General features: G+C 60.1%; 20 protein-coding genes and 1 pseudogene. 12 read left to right on the top strand and 9 right to left on the bottom strand.

Annotated elements, in window-relative coordinates; all coding sequences use genetic code 11:
* The first annotated feature begins 47 nt into the window (after positions 1–47).
* The 3 genes from ABLV04_RS11045 (at position 48) to ypfH (ending at position 3,705) form a co-directional block, all read left to right on the top strand.
* A complete protein-coding gene (locus ABLV04_RS11045; protein WP_023290614.1) occupies positions 48–920 on the top strand; it encodes a neutral zinc metallopeptidase in 873 nt (290 codons plus the stop codon).
* A gap of 9 nt (positions 921–929) precedes the next feature.
* Positions 930–2,933: a GNAT family N-acetyltransferase gene (locus ABLV04_RS11040; RefSeq protein ID WP_180265867.1), complete on the top strand. Its 2,004-nt coding sequence runs from the start codon at positions 930–932 to the stop codon at positions 2,931–2,933.
* Positions 2,934–3,009: 76 nt separating this feature from the next.
* Positions 3,010–3,705, top strand: a complete 696-nt coding sequence (gene ypfH, locus ABLV04_RS11035) for an esterase (protein ID WP_135733051.1) — start codon at positions 3,010–3,012, stop codon at positions 3,703–3,705.
* A gap of 48 nt (positions 3,706–3,753) precedes the next feature.
* Here ypfH and ABLV04_RS11030 read toward each other — a convergent pair whose 3' ends face one another.
* Genes ABLV04_RS11030 through ABLV04_RS11020 form a run of 3 tightly spaced genes read right to left on the bottom strand, consistent with a single transcriptional unit; the run spans position 3,754 to position 5,468 of the window.
* Positions 3,754–3,957, bottom strand: a complete 204-nt coding sequence (locus ABLV04_RS11030) for a YpfN family protein (RefSeq protein WP_002913768.1) — start codon at positions 3,955–3,957, stop codon at positions 3,754–3,756.
* A 26-nt stretch (positions 3,958–3,983) separates the two neighbouring features.
* Positions 3,984–5,111: a succinyl-diaminopimelate desuccinylase gene (gene dapE / locus ABLV04_RS11025; RefSeq protein WP_023290611.1), complete on the bottom strand. Its 1,128-nt coding sequence runs from the start codon at positions 5,109–5,111 to the stop codon at positions 3,984–3,986.
* Between the two features lie 3 nt (positions 5,112–5,114).
* The gene (locus tag ABLV04_RS11020; protein WP_023290610.1) at positions 5,115–5,468 is read right to left on the bottom strand and encodes an ArsC family reductase; all 354 of its coding nucleotides are present in this window, start codon (positions 5,466–5,468) and stop codon (positions 5,115–5,117) included.
* A 366-nt stretch (positions 5,469–5,834) separates the two neighbouring features.
* Here ABLV04_RS11020 and ypfM point away from each other — a divergent pair, with 366 nt between their 5' ends.
* The gene (ypfM, locus tag ABLV04_RS11015; protein WP_100181659.1) at positions 5,835–5,894 is read left to right on the top strand and encodes a protein YpfM; all 60 of its coding nucleotides are present in this window, start codon (positions 5,835–5,837) and stop codon (positions 5,892–5,894) included.
* Positions 5,895–6,021: 127 nt separating this feature from the next.
* Here the strand turns inward: ypfM and acrD are convergent, their stop codons facing one another.
* Positions 6,022–9,135 (bottom strand): multidrug efflux RND transporter permease AcrD, encoded by a 3,114-nt coding sequence (acrD, locus tag ABLV04_RS11010; RefSeq protein ID WP_180265866.1) that lies wholly within the window; start codon positions 9,133–9,135, stop codon positions 6,022–6,024.
* Between the two features lie 376 nt (positions 9,136–9,511).
* Between acrD and aegA the strand changes: the two genes are divergently transcribed.
* The 3 genes from aegA (at position 9,512) to ABLV04_RS10995 (ending at position 13,259) form a co-directional block, all read left to right on the top strand.
* Positions 9,512–11,494 (top strand): formate-dependent uric acid utilization protein AegA, encoded by a 1,983-nt coding sequence (aegA, locus tag ABLV04_RS11005; protein ID WP_117136867.1) that lies wholly within the window; start codon positions 9,512–9,514, stop codon positions 11,492–11,494.
* Positions 11,495–11,552: 58 nt separating this feature from the next.
* Positions 11,553–12,149, top strand: a complete 597-nt coding sequence (gene nudK / locus ABLV04_RS11000; RefSeq protein ID WP_002913754.1) for a GDP-mannose pyrophosphatase NudK — start codon at positions 11,553–11,555, stop codon at positions 12,147–12,149.
* A 63-nt stretch (positions 12,150–12,212) separates the two neighbouring features.
* Positions 12,213–13,259: a DUF1176 domain-containing protein gene (locus ABLV04_RS10995; RefSeq protein WP_023290607.1), complete on the top strand. Its 1,047-nt coding sequence runs from the start codon at positions 12,213–12,215 to the stop codon at positions 13,257–13,259.
* Here ABLV04_RS10995 and tkt read toward each other — a convergent pair.
* Complete coding sequence (gene tkt, locus ABLV04_RS10990; protein ID WP_023290606.1) at positions 13,249–15,243, bottom strand: transketolase; 1,995 nt, start codon at positions 15,241–15,243, stop codon at positions 13,249–13,251. The two genes, ABLV04_RS10995 and tkt, sit on opposite strands and share 11 nt — an antisense overlap.
* A gap of 16 nt (positions 15,244–15,259) precedes the next feature.
* A complete protein-coding gene (gene tal / locus ABLV04_RS10985) occupies positions 15,260–16,216 on the bottom strand; it encodes a transaldolase (RefSeq protein WP_180265865.1) in 957 nt (318 codons plus the stop codon).
* 294 nt (positions 16,217–16,510) lie between these two features.
* On the opposite strand from tal, the gene maeB reads away from it, so the two are divergent.
* The gene (gene maeB / locus ABLV04_RS10980; protein WP_023290604.1) at positions 16,511–18,790 is read left to right on the top strand and encodes an NADP-dependent oxaloacetate-decarboxylating malate dehydrogenase; all 2,280 of its coding nucleotides are present in this window, start codon (positions 16,511–16,513) and stop codon (positions 18,788–18,790) included.
* A gap of 54 nt (positions 18,791–18,844) precedes the next feature.
* On the opposite strand, the gene hemF is transcribed toward maeB, so the two are convergent.
* Both hemF and amiA read right to left on the bottom strand, forming a co-directional pair.
* A complete protein-coding gene (hemF, locus tag ABLV04_RS10975) occupies positions 18,845–19,744 on the bottom strand; it encodes an oxygen-dependent coproporphyrinogen oxidase (protein WP_086075146.1) in 900 nt (299 codons plus the stop codon).
* Positions 19,744–20,616, bottom strand: a complete 873-nt coding sequence (amiA, locus tag ABLV04_RS10970) for an N-acetylmuramoyl-L-alanine amidase AmiA (protein ID WP_004201984.1) — start codon at positions 20,614–20,616, stop codon at positions 19,744–19,746. Before amiA ends, hemF begins: the two co-directional genes overlap by 1 nt.
* 211 nt (positions 20,617–20,827) lie before the next feature.
* Here amiA and ABLV04_RS10965 point away from each other — a divergent pair, with 211 nt between their 5' ends.
* From ABLV04_RS10965 to ABLV04_RS10950, 4 genes are all read left to right on the top strand, one after another.
* Entirely contained in the window at positions 20,828–21,253 is a 426-nt protein-coding gene (locus ABLV04_RS10965; protein ID WP_002913637.1) for a GNAT family acetyltransferase, read from the top strand.
* Complete coding sequence (locus ABLV04_RS10960) at positions 21,240–21,689, top strand: DUF2919 domain-containing protein (RefSeq protein ID WP_032453690.1); 450 nt, start codon at positions 21,240–21,242, stop codon at positions 21,687–21,689. The genes ABLV04_RS10965 and ABLV04_RS10960 overlap by 14 nt, the downstream gene beginning before the upstream one ends.
* Positions 21,690–21,750: 61 nt before the next feature.
* Positions 21,751–22,326: an RpoE-regulated lipoprotein gene (locus ABLV04_RS10955; protein WP_023290601.1), complete on the top strand. Its 576-nt coding sequence runs from the start codon at positions 21,751–21,753 to the stop codon at positions 22,324–22,326.
* Positions 22,327–22,420: 94 nt separating this feature from the next.
* Positions 22,421–23,320, top strand: a complete 900-nt coding sequence (locus ABLV04_RS10950) for a Dyp-type peroxidase (RefSeq protein ID WP_048297987.1) — start codon at positions 22,421–22,423, stop codon at positions 23,318–23,320.
* 10 nt (positions 23,321–23,330) lie between these two features.
* Here the strand turns inward: ABLV04_RS10950 and ABLV04_RS10945 are convergent.
* A pseudogene (locus tag ABLV04_RS10945) lies at positions 23,331–23,695 on the bottom strand (DUF559 domain-containing protein).
* Positions 23,696–23,852: the final 157 nt, after the last annotated feature.

Here is a 23,852-nt window from a genome sequence, read left to right as displayed (position 1 = left end):
CCGCCTACGATCTCTGCTATTGATACATAACAGGGAATGAGGTGCTTATGCGCTGGCAAGGGCGTCGCGAAAGCGACAATGTTGAAGATCGACGCGGTCAATCGGGCTCGCCGTTTGGCGGCGGGGGCGGCGGCTTCCGGCTGCCGAGCGGGAAGGGCGGCATTGTGCTGCTGATTATTGTGCTGGTGGCGGGCTATTACGGCGTGGATTTGACCGGCATGCTGACCGGCGAACCGATGCCGCAGCAGCAGACCTCCACGCAGCGCTCCATCAGTCCAAAAGACGATGAAGCGGCGAAGTTTACTTCGGTGATCCTGGCCACCACCGAAGATACCTGGGGACCGATCTTTGAAAAGATGGGCCGCCAGTACCCCCAGCCAAAGCTGGTGCTCTACCGCGGCGCGACCCGTACCGGCTGCGGTACCGGCCAGTCGGTGATGGGGCCGTTCTACTGTCCTGCCGACAGCACTGTCTATATCGACCTGTCATTCTACGATGAGATGAAAAATAAACTGGGCGCCGACGGCGACTTTGCCCAGGGGTACGTCATTGCCCATGAAGTGGGTCATCACGTACAAAAACTGCTGGGCATTGAGCCGAAAGTCCGCCAGCAACAGCAGCATGCCACCGAGGCCGAAGCCAACCGGCTGTCGGTTAAGATGGAGCTGCAGGCAGACTGCTTCGCCGGCGTCTGGGGCCATAATATGCAGCAGCAGGATATTCTGGAAACCGGCGATCTGCAGGAGGCGCTGAACGCCGCCGAGGCCATCGGCGACGACCGTCTGCAGCAGCAGAGCCAGGGTCGGGTGGTACCGGACAGCTTTACCCACGGCACGTCAAAACAGCGCTACACCTGGTTCAAACGCGGTTTCGACAGCGGCGACCCGGCGCAGTGCAACACCTTCGGCAGCGCCCTGTAATCGCCACCGATGATGGACGCGCTGCTTGACCTCACCGCGCAGATGGCGCGGGAGGGAATTCGCCGCCTGCTGGTACTCAGCGGCGACGAGGCCTGGACGCTGCAGCAGGCGCAGGCGCTGCGGGAGAGGCTCGCCGGCGATGGCCTGTGGGTGGGCCCCGAGCCGGTTTTCGCGCCCGGGGTGGCGCCTGGCGCCCTGAAGACGCTGCTGGGGCGGGAAGTCATGCACGCCTTTTTCGATGCCCGGCGCGGATTTGATGTAGCCGCCCTGGCGGCCCTGAGCGGTACCCTGCGGGCGGGAAGCTGGCTGGTGCTGCTGACGCCCCCCTTCGCCGACTGGCCGTCCCGGGTGGATGAGGACTCCCTGCGCTGGAGCGATACGCCCGACCCGATCTCTACCCCCCACTTTGTTCTCCGCTGCTGTCGGCAGTTTATCGCCGACCCCGATGTGCTGCTCTGGCGGCAGTCGGACTCACCGCGGCTCCCGCTGGCCGTCCCGCGCCCTGACTGGCATCCCGCCGAGGGTCACCCGCTGGCCGAACAGGCGGCGATCCTTGCGCAATTGTTGCGTTTACCGCCCGGTATCGCGGCGGTGACGGCTGAACGAGGGCGAGGCAAATCCGCCCTCGCGGGCATGTTGCTGCGCCAGCTCGCGGGCGAGGCCATCGTTACCGCCCCGACCCGCAGCGCCGTCGATGTGCTGGCGAGCTTTGCCGGCGAGGCGTTTCGCTTTATGGCGCCTGATGCGCTGCTGTCGTCGAAAGAAACGGCGTCCTGGCTGATTGTCGATGAGGCCGCGGCCATTCCGGCTCCGCTTCTCCGGCAGCTGGTAAGCCGTTTTCCCCGCACGCTACTCACCACGACGGTGCAGGGTTATGAGGGCACCGGGCGCGGGTTCCTGCTGAAATTTTGCGCCAGCCTGCCCCATCTGCAGTCGTTCAGCCTGAGCGCGCCGATCCGCTGGGCAGTGGGCTGCCCGCTGGAGTCAGCCATCAGTCAGCTGCTGATCTTCAGCGATGAGGCATTTCGCGATGCGCCGACGGGGGAGGTTGCCGTGGAAGAGGTCGATCAGTCCAGCTGGCAAACGCGGCCGGCGCTGCCGGAGGCGATGTACCAGCTGTTGTCCGGGGCGCATTACCGCACTTCTCCTCTCGATCTGCGGCGCATGATGGACGCGCCGGGCCAGGCTTTCCGCTGCGCACGCGCCGGCGGCGCGGTGGCGGGTGCGCTGTGGCTGGTGGCCGAGGGGGGACTTTCTCCTGAACTCAGCCGGGCGGTGTGGGCGGGTTTTCGCCGGCCGCGAGGGAACCTGGTCGCCCAGTCGCTGGCGGCGCATGGCGGCAGTCCCCTCGCGGCGACGCTGCGCGGGCTGCGGGTCAGTCGGATCGCCGTCCACCCCGCCCGCCAGCGCGAAGGGCTGGGGCAGCAGATGATCGCGGATATCGCCGCCGATGCCGCAGGTTATGACTATCTCTCCGTCAGCTTTGGCTATACCCCTGAGCTGTGGCGCTTCTGGCAACGCTGCGGGTTTATCCTCGTGCGGCTGGGTACTCATCGCGAGGCCAGCAGCGGATGCTATACCGCGATGGCTCTGTTCCCGCTGACTGCAGCGGGGCATCAGCTCGCGCAGCGGGAGGCACAGCGGCTACAACGCGATGAATACTGGCTGCGCCCGTGGCGGGACGCGCCCGCGCCGCTGCCGGCCGTTTCAGGGGCTATGCTTAGTGAGGAGGACTGGCTGGAAGCGGCCAGCTTTGCCTTCGCCCATCGCCCGCTGGCCGCGGCGCTGGGTTGCCTCAATCGTCTGCTGATGCAGGTCGACATGCCGTTGCCGGCGCTGCGCGGGCGCCTGCAGGGGGAAGAAGAGGCCGAACTCTGCGCCGCGCTGCAGCTAACAGGGCGTAAAGCGCTGCTGGCGAGATGGCGTCAGGAGGCCGCTGACGCCTTGCGCTTCCTCGATGCAGCGCGCGCTGAGGCGCTGCGTCAGCAGGTAGCGCACCTGCAATTTTTTTAACTAACTCATTCAGTTAAATGGCATGGTCATATCTGGCGAGCGGCGTACACTGCCCGCATACACAAAGGAGACAGCCATGAAACACGATCATTTTATTGTTCAAAGCCCTGCGACGCCTGCGCAACAGCTGTTGCTGCTGTTTCATGGCGTGGGGGATAACCCGGTCTCCATGGGGCAAATTGGCAGCTGGTTCGCGCCGCAGTTTCCTGATGCGCTGATCGTTAGCATTGGTGGGGTGGAGCCTTGCGGTCCCAACGGCCGGCAGTGGTTTTCGGTGCAGGGAGTGACGGAAGAGAATCGTCAGCAGCGTATCGACGCCATTATGCCGACCTTTATTGACATTGTGCGCTACTGGCAGGAAAGGAGCGGCGTCAGCCCGCTGGCCACCGCGCTGATCGGCTTCTCTCAGGGGGCGATCATGTCGCTGGAGAGCATCAAAGCGGCGCCGGATCTGGTTTCGCGGGTGATCGCCTTTAATGGCCGCTACGCGACGCTGCCGGTCACCGCAACGACGGCCACCACCATTCACCTGATCCACGGTGGTGACGATCGGGTTATCGATCTGGCATGGGCGGTGTCGGCTCAGGAGGCGTTGTTGCAGGCGGGGGGCGACGTGACCTTAGATATTGTTGACGATCTGGGGCATGCCATTGACGATCGCAGCATGCAGTTTGCGATTGAGCGACTGCGCTATACCGTGCCGAAGCACTATTTTGATGAGGCGCTGAGCGGCAGTACGCCGAAAGGGGACGATATCATCGAAATGCTGTAACCCCGGCGGGCGGGGTTACAGGCGGGCGGTACCGCGATAAAGGCAAACTTACGGTTTCTTCGACTGGTCGTGCTTCGGCCAGTCGTCGTCATCGTCCCATTTATCGTTAAAATCACGGTGCGGCGGCAGATCGGGTTTGTTGTTAAGGAATTTTTTGTGGTCAACGCGGTTCAGATCTTTAATCACGTTGATAATTACCCCCACCAAAAAGACCAGCACCAGAATCCACCAGTGTTTAATAAGCCATTCCATGCGCGCTTCCTCTTTACGTCAGTACGTCAGGCGACCAGCTGTTCCATTACGCGTTGATACATCCGCGCCAGCAGCTGCAGGTCGGCGGCGTTCACACATTCATTAATTTTGTGAATCGTGGCGTTTACGGGGCCCAGCTCTACCACCTGCGCCCCCATGCGCGCGATAAACCGTCCGTCTGAGGTGCCGCCGTTGGTTAACAGCTGCGGTTTGATCTCATTATAGTGCTCAATCGCGTTGACGACCGCATCCACCAGCTTGCCCCGTCCGGTGAGGAACGGCTGGCCGGAGAGCCACCACTCCACGCTGTAACGCAGCTGGTATTTTTCCAGCAGGGCGACCACCCGGGCTTTGATCATCTCGTCCGTCAGTTCCGTACTGAAGCGGAAGTTGAACTGGACGAACATATCGCCAGGGATCACGTTGTTGCTGCCGGTGCCGGACTGCACGTTGGCAATCTGCATGCTGGTCGGCGGGAAGTATTCATTGCCTTTATCCCACTCGATAGTGACCAGCTCCGCCAGCATCGGCGCCGCGCGATGGACGGGGTTATCGGCAAGGTGCGGATAGGCGACATGGCCCTGTACGCCGTGAATGGTCAGATTGCAGGTCAGCGAGCCGCGGCGGCCGTTTTTCACCACATCGCCGACCACTTCGGTACTGGAGGGTTCGCCGACCAGACAGTAGTCCAGACGCTCGTTACGCGCCATCAGCGTCTCCACCACTTTGACGGTGCCGTTTTTGGCGCTGGCCTCTTCATCAGAGGTAATCAAAAACGCCAGCCGGCCCCGGTGGTTCGGGTACTGCGCGACAAAACGCTCAGCGGCAACCACCATCGCCGCCAGCGAGCCTTTCATATCTGCCGCCCCGCGGCCAAACAGCATCCCGTCGCGGATGGTGGGTTCGAACGGCGGATTGATCCAGCGGTCGGCGTCGCCTGCCGGGACCACGTCGGTGTGGCCGGCGAAGGCCAGCGTCTCGCCGTGGCCGCGCCAGGCCCAGAAGTTCTGCGTATCGCCGAAATCCATCGGTTCAACGGTAAAGCCGATCGCACGCAGGCGTTCAATCATTAACGCCTGGCATCCCGCATCATCGGGGCTAAGGGAAGGGCGGCGAATAAGCTGCTGAGCCAGCTCAATGACCGGGCAAGACATAGACTATACCTCGTTAAACTGCTGATAACTTGCTTCACTAAAACCCAGCAGCATAGGACGACCGGGCGCGCAGAGCAATGGGCGTTTGATAATCGCCGGCATTTCCAGCATCAATGCGGCGGCGGCATCGGCATTATCGATGCTGTTGCGCAGCGATTCGTCCAGCTTGCGCCAGGTGGTGCCGCGGGTGTTCAGCAGCGCCTGCCAGCCCAGTTCGGCAATAAAGGTATCCAGTTGCGCGCGGTCGAGGCCATCGGCGCGGTAGTCATGGAAGCGATAGTCAATCTGATGCGCTTCCAGCCAGCGGCGGGCTTTTTTAATGGTATCGCAGTTTTTAATTCCGTACATGGTGAGCATAGATAAACCTTTAACATTCAATTAAGCGGTTAACTCAGATATTTCCGAATATATAAGCCTTATTGAAATAATACGTGATTCAGATGAATAAATATAACTTTTTACCGGGCATCTTATGCCATGTTTTCGGGTGATTAAAATTCGCCCAGTCGCGGGCATGATGTGAGGGCACTAACAATATTACGAAAATGTTGCCTGATGGTGCTCTGCGTCACATAATTTTTACATACGAGACGGCATAGTGGCGGCAACCAGAGGTTTTATCTCTGTCAGCGGTCCACAAGACAATCAGAGTAATAGGGAAGCACAACTTCCCATCAGCAATGAAGTTATATAGAATCGACCATAATAATAAGAGAGGCTATTATGATTGAACATGAACTGGGGAACTGGAAAGATTTTATTGAAGGCATGCTTCGTAAATAAATTTCCGCAATGTGAGCAGGGGAATAACGCGACGTAAATAAGCGCGTCATGGTTCTGAACACATAAAGAAGGCGACCATCCAGGTCGCCTTTTCTGTTATTCCGGCTCGCCGCCGACGCCCGACGGTTTATTGCGGACGCTCCTTCAGCGGAAAGCGGCGGCGCACCAGCACAAAGAACAGCGGTACGAAAAAGATGGCCAGCACGGTGGCGGAGATCATCCCGCCCATCACCCCGGTACCGACCGCATGCTGGCTGCCGGAGCCGGCTCCGGTGCTGGTGGCCATCGGCAGGACGCCGAAGATAAACGCCAGCGAGGTCATCATAATGGGGCGCAGGCGCTGACGGCAGGCCGACAGCGTGGCGCTGAGCAGATCCTGGCCTTTCTCGTTGAGCTCATTGGCGAACTCGACGATCAGAATGGCGTTTTTCGCCGACAGGCCGATCACCGTCAACAGGCCCACCTGGAAGTAAACGTCATTCTCCAGGCCGCGCATCCAGGTCGCCAGCAGGGCGCCAATCACCCCGAGCGGGACCACCAGCATCACCGAGAACGGCACCGACCAGCTCTCGTACAGCGCCGCCAGGCACAGGAACACCACCAGCAGAGAAATCGCGTACAGGGCCGGCGCCTGAGCGCCGGAGAGGCGTTCCTGATAGGACATGGCGGTCCATTCGAGGCCAAAGCCGGTTGGCAGCTGCGCGGCCAGTTTCTCCATCATGTCCATCGCGGTACCGGTACTGATGCCCGGCGCCGCCTCACCGACGATCTCCACCGCCGAATAGCCATTGTAGCGCTCCAGACGCGGCGAGCCGGTTTCCCAGCGCGAGGTGGCGAAGGCCGAGAACGGCACCATCGTGCCGCTGCTGTTGCGGACGTACCAGAGATTGATATCGTCAGGCAGCATTCGATATTTCGCCGCCGCCTGGACGTAGACTTTCTTCACCCTCCCGCGATCCATAAAGTCGTTGACGTAGCTCGACCCCCACGCGGTTTGCAGCGTATCGTTGATGTCGTCAATGGAGACGCCCAGCGCCTGAGCTTTACGCTGATCGATATCGACCTGCAGCTGCGGGCTGTCGTCGAGCCCGTTATGCCGGACCCGGGTCAACAGCGGGTTTTTACCCGCCAGCTCAAGCAGCGTATCGCGCGCCGCCATCAGCGCATCGTGCCCCTTACCGGCGTGATCTTCCAGCTCCATATCGAAGCCTGCCGAACTGCCGAGGCCGCTGATCGCCGGCGGGCTGCTGGCGATGACCCGGGCTTCGTTGATCTGATTAAACGCTTTGGTGGCGCGTTCAATAATGGCAAAGGAGGAGCCGGTTTGCGGATCGCGCTGGTCCCAGTCTTTGAGGCGCACGAACATACGGGCTACGTTCTGCCCGTTGCCGCCGGGGCCGGAGCCAACGGTAGCGAACACCGACTCCACGTTTTGCCTCTCGTTATTGAGGAAGTAATCTTCCGCTTTCTGCACCACTTTCAGCGTCTGCTGTTGGGTGCTGCCGCTCGGCAACTGTACCGAGGTGGTGAACATCCCCCGATCCTCCAGCGGCAGGAATGAGGTGGGCAGATGCAGGAACAGGAACACCATCCCGCCGAGCAGAACGACGTAGATCAGCATCCAGCGTAGCGAGCGATGAAGAATTTTGCCGACGAAGGTTTCATAGCGGCTGGCGCTGCGGTTAAAGGTGCGGTTGAACCAGCCGAAGAAGCCTTTTCTCTCATGAGATTCACCTGGCTTAACCGGTTTGAGCAGGGTGGCGCAAAGGGCCGGGGTGAGGATCATGGCCACCAGCACCGAGAGGACCATCGCCGCGACGATAGTAATTGAGAACTGGCGATAGATAGCGCCGGTGGTGCCGCCGAAGAAGGCCATCGGCACAAACACCGCCGACAGCACCATCGCGATCCCCACCAGCGCGCCCTGAATTTGTCCCATCGATTTGCGGGTGGCTTCCCGCGGCGACAGGCCTTCCTCGCTCATGATGCGCTCAACGTTTTCCACCACCACGATGGCGTCATCCACCAGCAGGCCGATAGCCAGCACCATCGCGAACATCGTCAGGGTGTTGATGCTGTAGCCACAGGCATAAAGCACCGCGAAGGTGCCCATCAGCACCACCGGCACGGCGATTGTCGGGATCAGGGTGGCGCGGAAGTTCTGCAGGAACAGATACATCACGAGGAAAACCAGCAGGATCGCCTCCAGCAGGGTTTTCACCACGTCGGTAATGGAAGCCTTCACGAAGGAGGTGGTCTCATAGGCGACTTTATATTCCAGCCCGTGCGGGAAATACTGCGACAGCTCATTGAGGCGAGCGATCACGCGCTCCGCGGTGGCCATTTCGTTGGCGCCGGAGGCGAGCTTAATTCCCAGGCCAGAGGCGGCCTGGCGGTTATAGCGGCTAAGATAGTCGTACTTCTCCGCCCCCATCTCCACGGTAGCGACATCGCCGAGGGTCACTTCTGAACCATCCTGATTGACGCGCAGGGTGATATTGCGAAACTGTTCCGGGGTTTGCAGCAGAGATTGCGAGTTGATGGTGGCGTTCAGCGCCTGCTTATCGACGGAAGGCGTGCCGCCGAGCTGGCCGACGGCAATCTGGGCGTTCTGCGAACTGATGGCGTCGGTAACATCCTTGGTGGTCAGCTGGAAGCTATTGAGCTTTGCCGGATCGAGCCAGATGCGCATTGAGTATTGCGAGCCGTAGGCGTCGATATCCCCTACGCCGTTGACGCGGCTGAGCGGGTCCTGAATGTTACTGGCGACGTAGTCGGCGATATCCTGTTTATCCATACTGCCGTCGGTGGAGACGAAGGCGAGGGTCAGGATATTGGTATCGCCAGTCTTGCGCACCGTTACCCCCTGGTTTTGCACCGCTTGCGGCAGTTTACGCATCGCCGACTGCAGCTGGTTTTGCACCTGCTGCACGGCTTCATCCGGGTCGGTACCGGCGGTAAAACTGAGGGTGATGGTCGCCTGGCCGGTGGCGCTGCTCTGGGATGACATATACATCAGGTTATCGAGGCCGGTCATATTCTGTTCGATAACCTGGGTGACGGTATTCTCCAGGGTTTGCGCGGAGGCGCCGGGGTAGTTGGCCGTGACCCGCACATTCGGCGGGGCCAGATCGGGATACTGTTCAACCGGCAGCGACAAAATGGCAAGGGTGCCCGTCAGGCATAACAGGATTGCCAGCACCCACGCAAAAATGGGGCGATCGATAAAGAAATTCGCCATCAGAATAAAAACCTCATATGCACATGTTCTTGTTATTGCACAGCCTGTGCCACTTTAGCCCCAGCGCCTCCGGCAATCGTGGAGAAATTAAGGAGATAGTGTAATTTATCATGTTGCTTTTGCCGTATCGTAAAGAAACATCGAACTTTCTTGCCGCCGGGTCGGCCACTCCGCTTCGCCCGCAGCACCCGGGGACGCATTATTCCTTGCCGGTGTGAAACCTGATTTCATTTAAGTCAAAAAAATTGATCCAAAACGGATTCTTTCCAGAAAAAGGGTATCCTGGGCAAATGAACATTGTTCCGGCCTCGTCTTGTCGGGTAATAAATAGTCATGCGCATTAAGGGGTTATTCATCAATAAGACAAAAGGAAGCCATGAACCACTTTATATTGAGCGATAGCCGAAAATGTATCGGTTGCCAGGCCTGCGAAGTGGCCTGCGTAATGGCGCATAACGAGGAGCAACATGCGCTGACCCCGCAGCGCTTTTTGCCCCGTATCACCGTGATTAAAGCAGAAGGGCAGCGTAACGCCATCACCTGCCGCCACTGCGAAGACGCCCCCTGCCTCCGCAGCTGCCCCAACGGCGCCATCGCCCAGACTGGCGACAGCGTTCAGGTCTGTCAGGAGAAATGCATTGGCTGTAAATCCTGCATGGTGGCCTGCCCGTTCGGGGTGATGCAGGTCGTGGTCACGCCGGAAGCCGCAGGCCAGGTGAAAGCCAGCGCGCAAAAATGCGATCTGTGCGCGGGCCGCGAGGCGGGACCGGCCTGTGTGGAAAACTGTCCGGCGCAGGCGCTGACCCTCGCCGACGATGAGACATTGACCACGCTGGCCAGGCAGCGGCGTCTGCGATCGGCCTGCCAGGAGGCGCAGCCGTGGCAGCGCGGCGCGGCCCCCGCCAGGCAGCCCGACGCCGGCGAGAAGGCCAGGCAAATGGCGATGACGCCGCCGCGCGGAGAGCCGGATAAGCTGGCGGCGGAGGCGCGTAAGAGCCACTTTGAGGAGATCTATCAGCCGTTCACCCCGACGCAGGCACGGCAGCAGGCCGCCCGCTGCCTGAAATGTGGAGAACACAGCATCTGTGAATGGACCTGTCCACTGCATAACCACATTCCGCAGTGGGTCGAGCTGGTGAAGGCAGGGGATATCGCCGCCGCGGTCGCCCTGTCCCATCAGACCAACTGTCTGCCGGAGATCACCGGCCGCGTCTGCCCTCAGGACCGGCTGTGTGAGGGCGCCTGCACCCTGCGCGATGAAAGCGGCGCGGTCACCATCGGCAATATTGAGCGATTTATATCCGACCAGGCGCTGGCCAGCGGCTGGCGTCCGGACCTCTCGCAGGTTAAGCCGAGCGGCAAACGGGTGGCGATTATCGGCGCCGGACCGGCCGGGCTGGCCTGCGCCGATGCGCTGGTGCGCCACGGCGTACAGCCGGTGGTCTTTGACCGTCATCCGGAGATCGGCGGCCTGCTGACCTTCGGCATTCCGGCGTTCAAGCTGGATAAGTCACTGCTGACCCGGCGGCGGGCGATTTTCTGCGAGATGGGCGTCCGCTTTGAGCTCAACTGCGAGGTGGGGAAAGATATCCCCCTGGCGACGCTGCTGGCTGAGTATGACGCGGTGTTCGTCGGCGCCGGAACCTATCGCTCCATGAAGGCCGGCCTGCCGAATGAAGAGGCGCCCGGGGTCTACGATGCGCTGCCGTTTCTTATCGCCAACACCAAACAGGTGATGGGGCTGGCGGAATCGGCGCAGGAGCCTTATGTCAACACTGCCGGGCTGAACGTGGTGGTGCTGGGGGGCGGCGATACGGCGATGGACTGCGTGCGCACCGCGCTGCGCCATGGCGCCCGCCAGGTGACTTGCGCCTATCGGCGGGATGAAGCCAACATGCCGGGCTCGAAAAAAGAGGTCAAAAACGCCCGCGAAGAGGGGGCGCTCTTTGAGTTTAACGTCCAGCCGGTGACGCTTGAGCTGGACGAGAACGGACGGGTGAACGGGGTTCGCTTTTTGCGCACCGAGCTTGGCGCGCCGGACGCCGGCGGAAGACGCCGCCCGACGCCGATCCCCGGCAGCGAGTTTGTTATGCCGGCAGAGGCGGTGATCATGGCCTTTGGCTTCCACCCGCACCGCATGCCCTGGCTGGAAGCGGCCGGGGTGGCGCTGGACAGCCAGGGGCGGATTAAAGCCGGAGTGGAGAGCCGTTACCGTTATCAGACCAGTCAGGAGAAGATCTTTGCCGGCGGCGATGCCGTGCGCGGCGCCGACCTGGTGGTAACGGCGATGGCGGAAGGCCGTCATGCGGCGCAGGGGATCCTTGACTATCTGGGGCTGAAAACGACGCCGCTTCACTGACGACAAACCCGGCTCCGCAGCGTAGTATGAGGGCGTCCTTTTACGCTGTGGGGTCGGTATGTCACTCAATATTCACGTCATTAAAGATAAAATCCTCTCTGAGAACTGGTTCGTACTACGCAACATGACCTATGAGCTGACGCGGGCGGACGGCAGCGTCGTGCGCCACAAACGCGAGGTCTACGATCGCGGCAATGGCGCCACCGTGCTGCTGTATAACCGCCATAAGCAGACGGTGGTCCTGGTGCGTCAGTTCCGGGTCGCCACCTGGGTCAATGGCAATCATGACGGCATGCTGATTGAAACCTGCGCCGGGCTGCTGGACAACGACGAGCCGGAGGCCTGCATTCGGAAAGAGGCGGTGGAAGAGACCGGCTATGAAGTGGGCGAGGTGCGAAAGCTGTTTGAGCTGTTTATGTCGCCAGGCGGCGTCACCGAAGTGGTGCATTTCTTTATCGCCGAGTACAGCGACGCCCAGCGAACCACCAGCGGCGGCGGGGTGGATGACGAAGCCATCGAGGTGCTGGAGCTGCCCTTTAGCCAGGCGCTACAGATGGTCGCTGATGGGGAGATCCGCGACGGGAAAGCGGTCATTCTGCTGCAGTATCTGCAAACCTCCGGCCTGATGTCGGGGAACTCTGACAAATCCGATTGAGTCAGCGGCTGCCGTTGTCCAGGATAGGCGCCGTGGTCGGGTTTATCTGGGGTCGGGCGGTTCATGCTTTTTCGCATCATTTTTTTCCTCTTTCTGGCGGTGCTGCCTTGCTCACAGGCATGGTCGGCACCGGCGCAGCAGCGCTTCAACGACTGGCAGGTCACCTGTAATAACCAAAATTTCTGCGTCACCCGCAACGTGGGGCTGCATTATGGTCTGGTGATGACCCTCAGCCGCAGCGCCGGGGCGGCTACTGACGCCAGCCTGCGTATCGAACTGGGCGGCACCGGCAATCCGGTGGCGACGCTCGCGCCGATAGCGCCGCGTCTGCTGCTGGATGGTAAACCGCTGTCCCTGACCGACAAGCGCTGGCGCATTGAAGATAAACTCATTAAAACCGACGACAGCGTGACGATCGATGCCTTCCTTCAGCGGGTCCAGGAGGGAAAAACCCTCTCGCTGGCCAACGGCCTGCAGACCATCTCCCTGCAGGGGCTGAAAGCGGCCCTGTTATTTATCGATGCCCGGCAAAAGCGGGTGGGCAGCGAAACGGCCTGGGTCGGCAAAGGGGAGGAGCCGCCGCTCAGCGTACCGCCGGCGCCGGCGCTGCGCGCGGTGGCGAGCGCGGTCACGGCGCAGTCGCCGCTGGGACGTGATGAACTCAACGATCTGATGGATTACGGCAATGAGCGGATGAGCAACAGCAACTGCTCCCTCGATCCGTTCCGCCGCGAAATTCGCGTCACTGCGCTGACGGATGACAAAGTGCTGCTGATGACCAGCTGTGAATCCGGGGCGTACAACACCGTCTGGCTGGCCTGGCTGGTCTCCCGCCAGCGCCCGTATGTCGCCCGTCAGGTGCGGCTGACGCTGCCATTTCAGCCGCCCGGCGAGGCGCCGCGGGAGATTGAGCTGATTAACGCCAGCTATGATGACCGTCGTCATGAGCTGGTGACCCTGGACAAGGGGCGCGCGTCTGGCGATTGCGGGATCCAGACCCGCTGGCGTTTTGACGGCCAGCGGTTCAGCCTCTCCCGTTACGCACAGCAGCCGACGTGCGACAACTGGCAGGGGCCAGATGCCTGGCCCACGCTGTGGATCACCCGTTAAGCACCTGTTCGGCGGTGGCGACGATATGGTCGACCGTAAAGCCAAAGAACGGGAACAGCTGCTCCGCCGGGGCGGATTCACCGTAGCCGGTCATGCCGACGATCTTGCCTTTTAAGCCGACATATTTATACCAGTAGTCCGCTATCCCGGCCTCGACGGCCACCCGGGCGCTGACGTCCGACGGCAGCACCGACTCGCGCCAGGCCTCGTCCTGAGCATCAAACACGTCGGTGGAGGGGAGCGAAACCACCCGCACATTCACTCCATTGGCCAACAGTTTTTCCGCCGCCAGGACGGTGATTTCCACTTCCGAGCCGGTGGCGATAAGGATCAGGTCGGGTTTGCCGCCGGCATCCTTCAGCACGTAGCCGCCCCGGGCGATATCCTGAACCTGTTGCGGGGTACGCGGCATCTGCGCAAGGTTTTGTCGCGACAAGATCAGCGCCGTCGGTCCGCCCTGACGCGCGATGGCCGCCTGCCAGGCGACGGCGGTCTCCACCTGGTCGCAAGGGCGCCAGGTGCTGAAGTTGGGCGTCAGCCGCAGACTGGCCAGCTGTTCCACCGCCTGGTGGGTCGGACCGTCTTCCCCAAGACCGATGGAGTCATGGGTATAGACCATGATCTGCCGGGCCTTCATCAGGGCCGCCATGCGCGCGGCGTTGCGGGCGTATTCCACAAACATCAGAAAGGTCGAGGTATAGGGAATGAAGCCCCCGTGCAGGGCGATGCCGTTGGCCACCGCGGTCATGCCGAATTCGCGCACGCCGTAGTGAATATAGTTGCCGGCGGCATCCTCTTTAATCGATGTCGAGCCAGACCAGATGGTCAGGTTACTCGGCGCGAGATCCGCCGAACCGCCCAGCAGCTCCGGGAGGTGGGGGCCGTACGCGTTCAGCGCATTCTGCGAGGCTTTACGGCTGGCGATCTTCGCCGGCTCGGCCTGCAGCTTCGCCACGTAGTCACGCGCCGTCGCGGCAAAATCTTCCGGCAGGGCGCCTGCCATGCGACGGGTCAGCTCAGCGGCCAGTTCCGGGAACTGCTGCTGGTAGGCGGCGAATTTCTCGTTCCAGGCGTGCTCGGCTTTTTCGCCGCGTGGCCGCGCATCCCAGCCCTGATAGATCTCTTTCGGGATCTCAAAGGGCGGATATTTCCAGCCCAGCTGCTGGCGGGCCAGGGCCACCTCTTTTTCACCCAGCGCCGCGCCGTGCGACTCCTCTGAGCCGGCTTTGTTGGGCGAACCGAAGCCGATGATGGTCCGACAGATGATCAGCGACGGCTTATCTTTCACCGCCTGCGCTTCCGTAATGGCCTGTTTGATGGCCTGCGGATCGTGGCCGTCGATATCGCCGATCACATGCCAGTGGTAGGCGCGGAAGCGTTCCGCTGTATCGTCGGAAAACCAGCCTTCGGTTTTGCCGTCGATGGAGATGCCGTTGTGATCGTAAAAACCGATCAGCTTGCCCAGTCCGAGCGTGCCTGCCAGCGAACAGGCCTCATGGGAGATCCCCTCCATCAGACAGCCATCGCCCATGAAAACCCAGGTGTGATGGTCGATAATCTCATGACCGGGGCGGTTAAACTGCGCCGCCAGGGTGCGTTCGGCAATGGCCATACCGACGGCGTTCGCCAGCCCCTGGCCCAGCGGGCCTGTGGTGGTCTCCACCCCGGGGGTATAGCCATGCTCCGGGTGACCCGGCGTTTTAGAGTGCAGCTGGCGGAACTGCTTCAGCTCTGACAGCGGCAGATCGTAGCCGGTCAGGTGCAGCAGACTGTAGAGCAGCATCGACGCGTGGCCGTTGGACAGAATAAAGCGGTCGCGGTCCACCCAGCCAGGGTTCTGCGGATTGTGCTTGAGAAAATCGTTCCACAGCACTTCGGCAATATCTGCCATCCCCATTGGCGCACCGGGGTGGCCGGAATTGGCTTTCTGCACCGCGTCCATACTCAGGGCGCGGATAGCGTTGGCAAGCTCTCTTCGGGACATAGTTTTCTCCGTGAGACTAAAGTGACAGTTTGGTGGCAAGCAGATCTTCCAGTTTGCGTTGATCGACGGCGAACAGGCGGATACCCTCCGCCAGCTTTTCGACCGCCATAGGATCCTGATTATGTTCCCAGCGGAACTCCGCCTCGCTGAGCGGCACCGGGCGCGGCAGGATCTGGCTGGCAGGGATCAGTTTGCGCACCACCGGGGCGTCGCTGGCCTGCAGCTCTTTTAATAAAGGCGGGGCGATGGTCAGGCGGTCGCAGCCGACCAGGGCGAGGATCTGCTCGGTGCGGCGGAAGCTGGCGCCCATCACGATGGTGTTGTATTTATGCTGTTTGAAGTAGTCATAGATATTGCGCACGGATTTCACGCCTGGATCTTCCTCAACCACGTAAGGATCCAGCGGTTTGCGCGCCTGATACCAGTCATAAATACGCCCGACGAAAGGGGAGATCAGATAGACCCCGGCTTCGGCGCAGGCCCGGGCCTGGGCGAAGGAAAACAGCAGCGTCAGGTTGCAGTGGATCCCCTCTTTTTCCAGCGTTTCGGCGGCGCGGATCCCCTCCCAGGTGGAGGCCAGCTTGATCAGGATCCGTGACTTATCAATGCCCATCTCCTGATACAGCGCCACCAGATGGCGCGCCTTCTCGATACTCTTCTCCCGGTTGAAGGAGAGCCGGGCGTCCACCTCGGTGGAGACACGGCCAGGAATGCTTTTGAGGATCTCCGCGCCAAAATTGACCGCCAGCTTATCGCAGGCATGAGTTACCTGCGCTTCGCGGCTGCCTCCTTGCTTTTTGGCCCAAGCGATCGCGTCGTCGATGAGTCCGCTATAGGACGCCAGCCCGGCGGCTTTCAGCAGCAGGGAGGGGTTGGTGGTGGCATCTTCCGGATGGTAGTGGCGGATGGATTCGATGTCGCCGCTGTCGGCGACCACGGTGGTGAACTGCTTAATACTGTCTAGCTGATTCATGGATAAGTCCTCCTGGAACAAGGTGTTACATGAGTGCTTGCCGGTATGCGGTATAAATATTGATGAGGTACATAACCAAAAAGCATAGCAGACGGGGCTATTATTGGCGGCGAATCCGGGTAACATAACCGCTATAAATTGATAACAACCAGATCATAGCGATGGCCAGAGTTTGGCGGTGTTCAAAGTTTATCGCCCCGCCAGGAGGGATACTGTCTGCCACTGAAAGGTGAACGACAGGATGGTCATCACGCTTTTTCCCTACGAACGATACGTGAAAGAAAGGAATATAAAATGGATGAGCAGTTAAAACAGAGCGCCCTCGACTTCCACGAATTTCCGGTTCCCGGAAAAATCCAGGTCTCGCCGACCAAACCTCTCGCCACCCAGCGCGATCTGGCGCTGGCCTACTCGCCGGGCGTCGCGGCCCCCTGTCTGGAAATCGAAAAAGATCCGCTGGCGGCCTACAAATATACCGCCCGCGGCAACCTGGTGGCGGTCGTCTCCAACGGCACCGCGGTGCTGGGGCTTGGCAACATCGGCGCCCTGGCCGGCAAACCGGTAATGGAGGGCAAAGGCGTCCTGTTTAAGAAATTTGCCGGCATCGATGTGTTTGATATCGAAGTCGATGAGCTGGACCCGGACAAGTTCATTAACGTCGTCGCCGCCCTCGAGCCGACCTTCGGCGGCATCAACCTCGAAGATATTAAAGCGCCGGAGTGTTTCTACATTGAGCAGCAGCTGCGCGAGCGGATGAATATTCCGGTGTTCCATGACGATCAGCACGGCACGGCGATCATCAGCACCGCGGCGATCCTCAACGGCCTGCGCGTCGTTGAGAAGAATCTGTCCGACGTGCGGATGGTGGTCTCCGGCGCGGGGGCGGCGGCTATCGCCTGCATGAACCTGCTGGTGGCGCTGGGGATGCAAAAGCACAACATCGTGGTCTGCGATTCGAAAGGCGTTATCTATAAGGATCGTGAGCCGAACATGGCGGAAACCAAAGCGGCCTACGCGGTGGAAGACGACGGCAAACGCACCCTTGATGACGTGATCGATGGCGCGGACATTTTCCTCGGCTGCTCTGGTCCGAAAGTGCTGACCCCGGAGATGGTGAAGAAGATGGCGCGCGCGCCGCTGATCCTCGCCCTGGCCAACCCGGAGCCGGAAATTCTGCCGCCGCTGGCGAAGCAGGTCCGCGATGACGCCATCATCTGCACCGGCCGCTCCGACTACCCTAACCAGGTCAACAACGTCCTCTGCTTCCCGTTCATCTTCCGCGGCGCGCTGGACGTCGGCGCGACGGCGATCAACGAAGAGATGAAGCTGGCGGCGGTGCATGCCATTGCCGAGCTGGCCCACGCCGAGCAGAGCGAAGTGGTGGCCTCCGCCTACGGCGATCAGGATTTAAGCTTTGGCCCGGACTACATTATTCCGAAACCGTTCGATCCGCGGCTGATCGTCAAGATCGCCCCCGCGGTGGCGAAGGCGGCGATGGACTCCGGCGTGGCGACGCGCCCGATCGCCGATTTTGACGCCTATATCGAGAAGCTGAGCGAATTCGTCTATAAGACCAACCTGTTTATGAAGCCTATCTTCTCTCAGGCGCGCAAAGAGCCGAAGCGCGTGGTGCTGGCGGAAGGGGAGGAGACCCGGGTGCTGCACGCCACCCAGGAGCTGGTGTCGCTGGGGCTGGCCAAACCGATTCTGGTGGGGCGCCCGAGCGTGATTGAAATGCGCATCCAGAAGCTGGGCCTGCAGATCAAGGCCGGCGTTGACTTCGAGATCGTCAATAATGAATCCGACCCGCGGTTTAAAGAGTACTGGAGCGAGTACTACCAGCTGATGAAACGCCGCGGCATTACCCAGGAGCAGGCGCAGCGGGCGGTGATTAGCAACACCACGGTGATTGGCGCCATCATGGTTCACCGTGGCGAAGCGGATGCGATGATCTGCGGCACCATTGGCGAGTACCACGACCACTACCGCGTGGTGCAGCCGCTGTTCGGCTATCGCGACGGCGTCAGCACCGCCGGGGCGATGAACGCGCTGTTGCTGCCGAGCGGCAACACCTTTATCGCCGACACCTATGTCAATCACGATCCATCGCCGGAAGAGCTGGCGGAGATCACCCTGATGGCGGCGGAAAGCGTGCGTCGCTTTGGTATCGAACCGCGGGTGGCGTTGCTGTCGCATTCCAACTTTGGCTCTGCCGACTGCCCGTCCGCCAGCAAGATGCGCAGAACCCTTGAGCTGGTGAAGGCGCGCGCGCCGGAGTTGATGATCGATGGCGAAATGCATGGCGACGCCGCGCTGGTGGAAAGCATTCGCAACGATCGCATGCCGGACAGCCCGCTGAAGGGGTCGGCCAATATTCTGGTGATGCCGAATATGGAAGCCGCCCGGATCAGCTATAACCTGCTGCGCGTCTCCAGTTCGGAAGGGGTCACCGTCGGGCCGGTGCTGATGGGGGTAGCGAAGCCGGTGCATATCCTGACGCCGATCGCCTCTGTGCGTCGCATCGTGAATATGGTGGCGCTGGCGGTTGTCGAAGCGCAAACCGAACCGCTGTAAACGTCATAAAAAAGCCCCGGTACTCCGGGGCTTTTTGCTCTGATTTGGCGTCGCTCAGATCCAGGCTTTCACTTTAATAAACTCGCTCAGCGCCGCCTCAGGGCTGCCGGCCTCCGGCTGGTAATCATATTCCCAGCGCACCAGCGGCGGCATCGACATCAGAATAGATTCCGTCCTACCGCCGGTCTGCAGACCGAACAGGGTGCCGCGGTCCCAGACCAGATTGAATTCGACGTAGCGGCCGCGGCGATAGAGCTGAAAATGGCGCTCACGCTCGCCGTACGGCGTGGCTTTTCGGCGTTCGACGATGGGTAAATAGGCGTCAGCGTAACCGTTACCCACTGCCTGCATAAAGGCGAAGCAGTGGTCAAAATCCGGGGTGTTCAGGTCGTCAAAGAACAGACCGCCAATCCCGCGCTGTTCCTGGCGGTGCTTCAGATAGAAATAATCATCGCACCATTTTTTATAGCGCGGATAGACGGCTTCGCCGAACGGCAGACACAGATCGCGGGCGGTACGATGCCAGTGGACGGCATCCTCTTCAAAGCCGTAGTAGGGGGTTAAATCAAAGCCGCCGCCGAACCACCACACCGGGTCGGCGCCAGGCTTTTCGGCAATAAAGAACCGCACGTTGGCGTGGCTGGTGGGCACATAGGGGTTCAGCGGATGGACCACCAGCGAAACGCCCATGGCTTCAAAGCTGCGTCCGGCCAGCTCCGGGCGGTGGGCGGTGGCGGAGGCTGGCATGGCGTCGCCATGGACATGGGAAAAGTTGACCCCCGCCTGCTCGAACACATTGCCGTCGCGCAGCACCCGGCTGCGTCCGCCGCCGCCGCCTTCCCGCTGCCAGGCGTCTTCAATAAACGGCGCGCCATCCACGGCGCTTAGCTGCTGACAGAGGCTGTCCTGCAGCTGGAGCAGAAAAGTTTTAACCTGCGCGGCATCGGGTTTCATTAACGTCTCTTCGAATGGGCTTTCTGGTTATCGAACCAGTGGAAATAGCTGATAATGCCGTTGGCAATCGCGGTGGCGATTTTCTGCCGGAAGGCGGTGGTGCCGAGCAGTTTTTCCTCGTTCGGGTTCGTAATGAACGAGGTTTCCACCAGCACGGACGGTATAGACGGCGACTTCAGCACCACGAACGCCGCCTGTTCGGTATTGCGGCTGTGCAGCTTATGCACCGGCTTGATCTTTTTCAGGATATGCGAGCCCAGCGTCAGGCTGTTTTTAATGGTGTCGGTCTGTACCAGATCGAACAGCACCTGCTGCAGCAGATGGTCTTTATCCGTCGCTTTCTTACCGGCGACCTCGTCGGCGCGGTTTTCGCGATCGGAGAGGTATTTCGCCATGGCGCTACTGGCGCCGCGGTTTGACAGAGCGAACACCGAGGCGCCGGCAGCGCTCGGGTTGGTGAAGCCATCGGCGTGGATCGACATAAACAGATCGGCGCCGTGCTGATGGGCAATCTCCACGCGGTCATACAGCGGGATAAAGGTATCGCCGGTGCGGGTCAGGCGGGCGTCAATGCCGTTGCTGCGCAAGATGCTGCGCACGTTCTTAGCGATCGCCAGCACCACATGCTTCTCTTTCGAGCCATTATGGCCGATAGCCCCGGTGTCGATGCCGCCGTGGCCCGGGTCGAGCATCACAATGCGGCGAGCGCCGGCCTTTTTGGCGGCGGGTTTGCTGTGTCCATTTGATGTTTTCAGTGGCTGCTCTTTTGCGCTGACCTGTGCAGTGACGCCGCTCAGCGTCATGGCAGCCAGCCCGGCTTTCAGCACCTGACGGCGCGAAGCAAGTATTTTTAAGGGTTTAAAAGTGCTCATTCGGCCTGAATTGTAAACAAGTGATGTCCAATGTTATATCGTATCGCGTTTGCCGTTACGACCATTCAAAATAAGAATTGTTTTACTTTTCATTTCAATACATGACAAAGTCATATTATGCCATTTTTTGTCGCTGATTTCGCCTGATATTGGCTATCAGTCATATTCGCGCCATAATCACTGTTTTTAACCGTCAATGGTGGGGAATACCATGGAGATTCGCGTTTTTCGCCAGCAGGATTTCGAAGAGGTTGTGACGCTGTGGGAGCGTTGCGATCTGCTGCGTCCCTGGAACGATCCGGAGATGGATATTGAGCGCAAGCTGAATCACGATGTCAGCCTGTTCCTGGTGGCGGAAGTGAACGGCGAAGTCGTCGGTACGGTGATGGGCGGATATGACGGCCATCGCGGGTCGGCCTACTATCTGGGCGTCCATCCGGAATATCGCGGTCGGGGGATCGCGAACGCGCTGCTCAACCGTCTGGAGAAAAAGCTGATTGCTCGCGGCTGCCCGAAAATCAATATTATGGTCCGCGAGGACAACGACGTGGTGCAGGGGATGTACGAGCGGCTGGGCTATGAGTACGCCGATGTTCTGACCCTGGGCAAACGCCTGATTGAAGATGAAGAATACTGAGTTTATCCCCGCCGATTTTGATGCCCATGGCCGTCTGCGTCTGCCTTTCCTTTTCTGGTGCGTGCTGTTGTTACAGGCCCGCACCTGGGTGCTGTTCTTGATGGCCGGCGCGTCGCGTCAGCAGGGCGACGCGATTCTTAATCTGTTCTATCCCGATCACGACCGCTTCTGGCTCGGTCTACTCCCCGGCGTGCCGGCGGTGCTGGCCTTTCTGCTTAGCGGCTATCGTCAGCGCCTGCCGCGCCTGTGGCGGGCGATGCGCTGGCTGCTGGTGTTATCGCAAGTGCTGCTCTTGCTGTGGCAGCCGATGCTATGGCTGAGCGGCGAATCTCCTTCCTCGCTGACCATCGGACTGCTGGCGGCGGATGGTTATGCCCTGTGGTGGCTGGCGACCAGCCGTCGCCTCGGCGCCTGTTTTCGCCAGACCACCTTTTAATGGCACTTTTTGCCGATCGTGAACTCCAACATGCGTTGAATGACTCAGAAAGGATTGTGATATGAAATCGCTACGTGTAATGCTCTGCGCGCTTCCGCTGGCGCTGACCGGCTGCTCAACGATGAGCGCGGTCAACTGGTCGGCGGCCTATCCGTGGAACTGGTTTGGTTCTTCCACCGAGGTGACCGAGCAGGGGGTGGGGAAACTGACGGCGTCCACGCCGCTCAACGAACAGGCCATTAGCGATGCGCTGGGGAGCGACTACCGTTTGCGCAGCGGAATGAAGACCGATAAGGGGAATATCGTCCACTACTTTGAAGCGCTGAAAGACAACAGCGTGGCGCTGACCATCAATGGCGACAACGGCGCCATCAGCCGGATTGACGTCCGCGATGCCGAAATCAAAACCGCCAGCGGCGTGAAAATCGGCACACCGTTCAGCGACCTGTACAGCAAAGCCTTCGGCAACTGCCAGAAAGGCAGCAATGACAATGGCGCGGTCGTCGAGTGTCAGGCCGAGGGGAGCCAGCATATCAGTTACGCCTTCACCGGTCACTGGAGCGGCCCGGACGAGCTGATGCCCTCCGACGATACGCTGAAAAACTGGAAGGTCAGCAAAATTATCTGGCGTCGCTAAATTGATCTGAAGAGACACGATGGCCCTGAAAAACGGTTACAATGGCGCGTTAGCAACGCGACAGCGTTGTAGTTGCATCATTTCAGGAGGAGCGATGTCTCAGGTTCAGAGCGGCATTTTGCCGGAACATTGCCGCGCGGCGATTTGGATTGAAGCCAATATCAAAGGGGACGTTAACGCCCTGCGCGAAGCGAGCAAAAATTTTGTCGATAACGTGGCCACCTTCCAGGCTAAATTCCCCGACGCTAAACTCGGTGCGGTGGTGGCGTTCGGCAATACCGTCTGGCGTCAGCTGAGCGGCGGCGAAGGGGCGGAGGAGTTAAAAGATTTTCCGGTCTACGGCAAAGGGCTGGCGCCATCCACCCAGTATGACCTGCTGATTCATATTTTATCCGCCCGCCATGAAGTGAACTTCTCGGTGGCGCAGGCCGCGCTGGCCGCCTTTGGCGACGCTATCGAGGTGAAAGAAGAGATCCACGGCTTCCGCTGGGTGGAAGAGCGTGACCTCAGCGGCTTCGTCGACGGCACCGAAAACCCGGCGGGGGAAGAAACCCGTCGTGAAGTGGCGGTGATCAAAGACGGCGTGGACGCGGGCGGCAGCTACGTATTCGTCCAGCGCTGGGAGCATAATCTCAAACAGCTGAACCGCATGAGCGTGCCGGATCAGGAGATGATGATTGGCCGCACCAAGGAAGCCAACGAAGAGATCGATGGCGACGCACGTCCGGTCACGTCTCACCTGAGCCGCGTCGACTTAAAAGAAGATGGCAAAGGGCTGAAAATCGTCCGCCAGAGCCTGCCGTATGGCACCGCCAGCGGTACCCATGGCCTCTATTTTTGCGCCTACTGCGCGCGTCTGTACAACATCGAGCAGCAGCTGCTGAGCATGTTCGGCGATACCGACGGCAAACGCGACGCGATGCTGCGCTTCACCAAACCGGTGACCGGCGGCTATTACTTCGCGCCGTCCCTGGAGCGTATTCAGGCGCTGTAATGCTTTCCCCTCACCCTAACCCTCTCCCTGAGGGAGAGGGCCGGGGTGAGGGGGAGAGTTCCTCGAGCGTGCGCAGGATCACCTGCAGCACGCCGGTTTCGTTCCGGTCATACTCGATATTCCAGAAGCGTAAAACGGTCCAGCCTTGCTGCTTAAGCCATGTTGTGCGCCGGGCATCGTATTCAGTCCGGTTGTCATGCTGGCCGCCGGCGAGCTCAATCACCAGGCAAAATCTTGAATATAGGGTCCGGCGGGATGCTGGCGGCGAAACTTGTAGCTGGCAAAACGGCGATCGCGCAGCTGGTGCCACAGGCGGCGCTCCTGCGGCGTCAGGTGGCGGCGCAACTGCCGGGCGTCATTTGTGCTGTTTTCCATTAACAAAGTGTGCCACGCTGTTCGCTCCTCGTCCGATTTCATCACCTTATTTGCCAGCCGCTTTCAGCTAAGCTTTGCCAGGTGCTTATTCCCTTTTCGACTTCCAAATCGCCAAACGGTATATAAAACCGTTACTCCTTTCGTACCCGTTATAAAT

The sequence above is a fragment of the Klebsiella sp. JN_Kp127 genome, assembly GCF_040062505.1.
Lineage (GTDB): Bacteria > Pseudomonadota > Gammaproteobacteria > Enterobacterales > Enterobacteriaceae > Klebsiella > Klebsiella quasipneumoniae.
The sequence above is the reverse complement of the archived record's forward strand: the minus strand, read 5'-3'. Positions and strand labels throughout refer to the sequence as shown.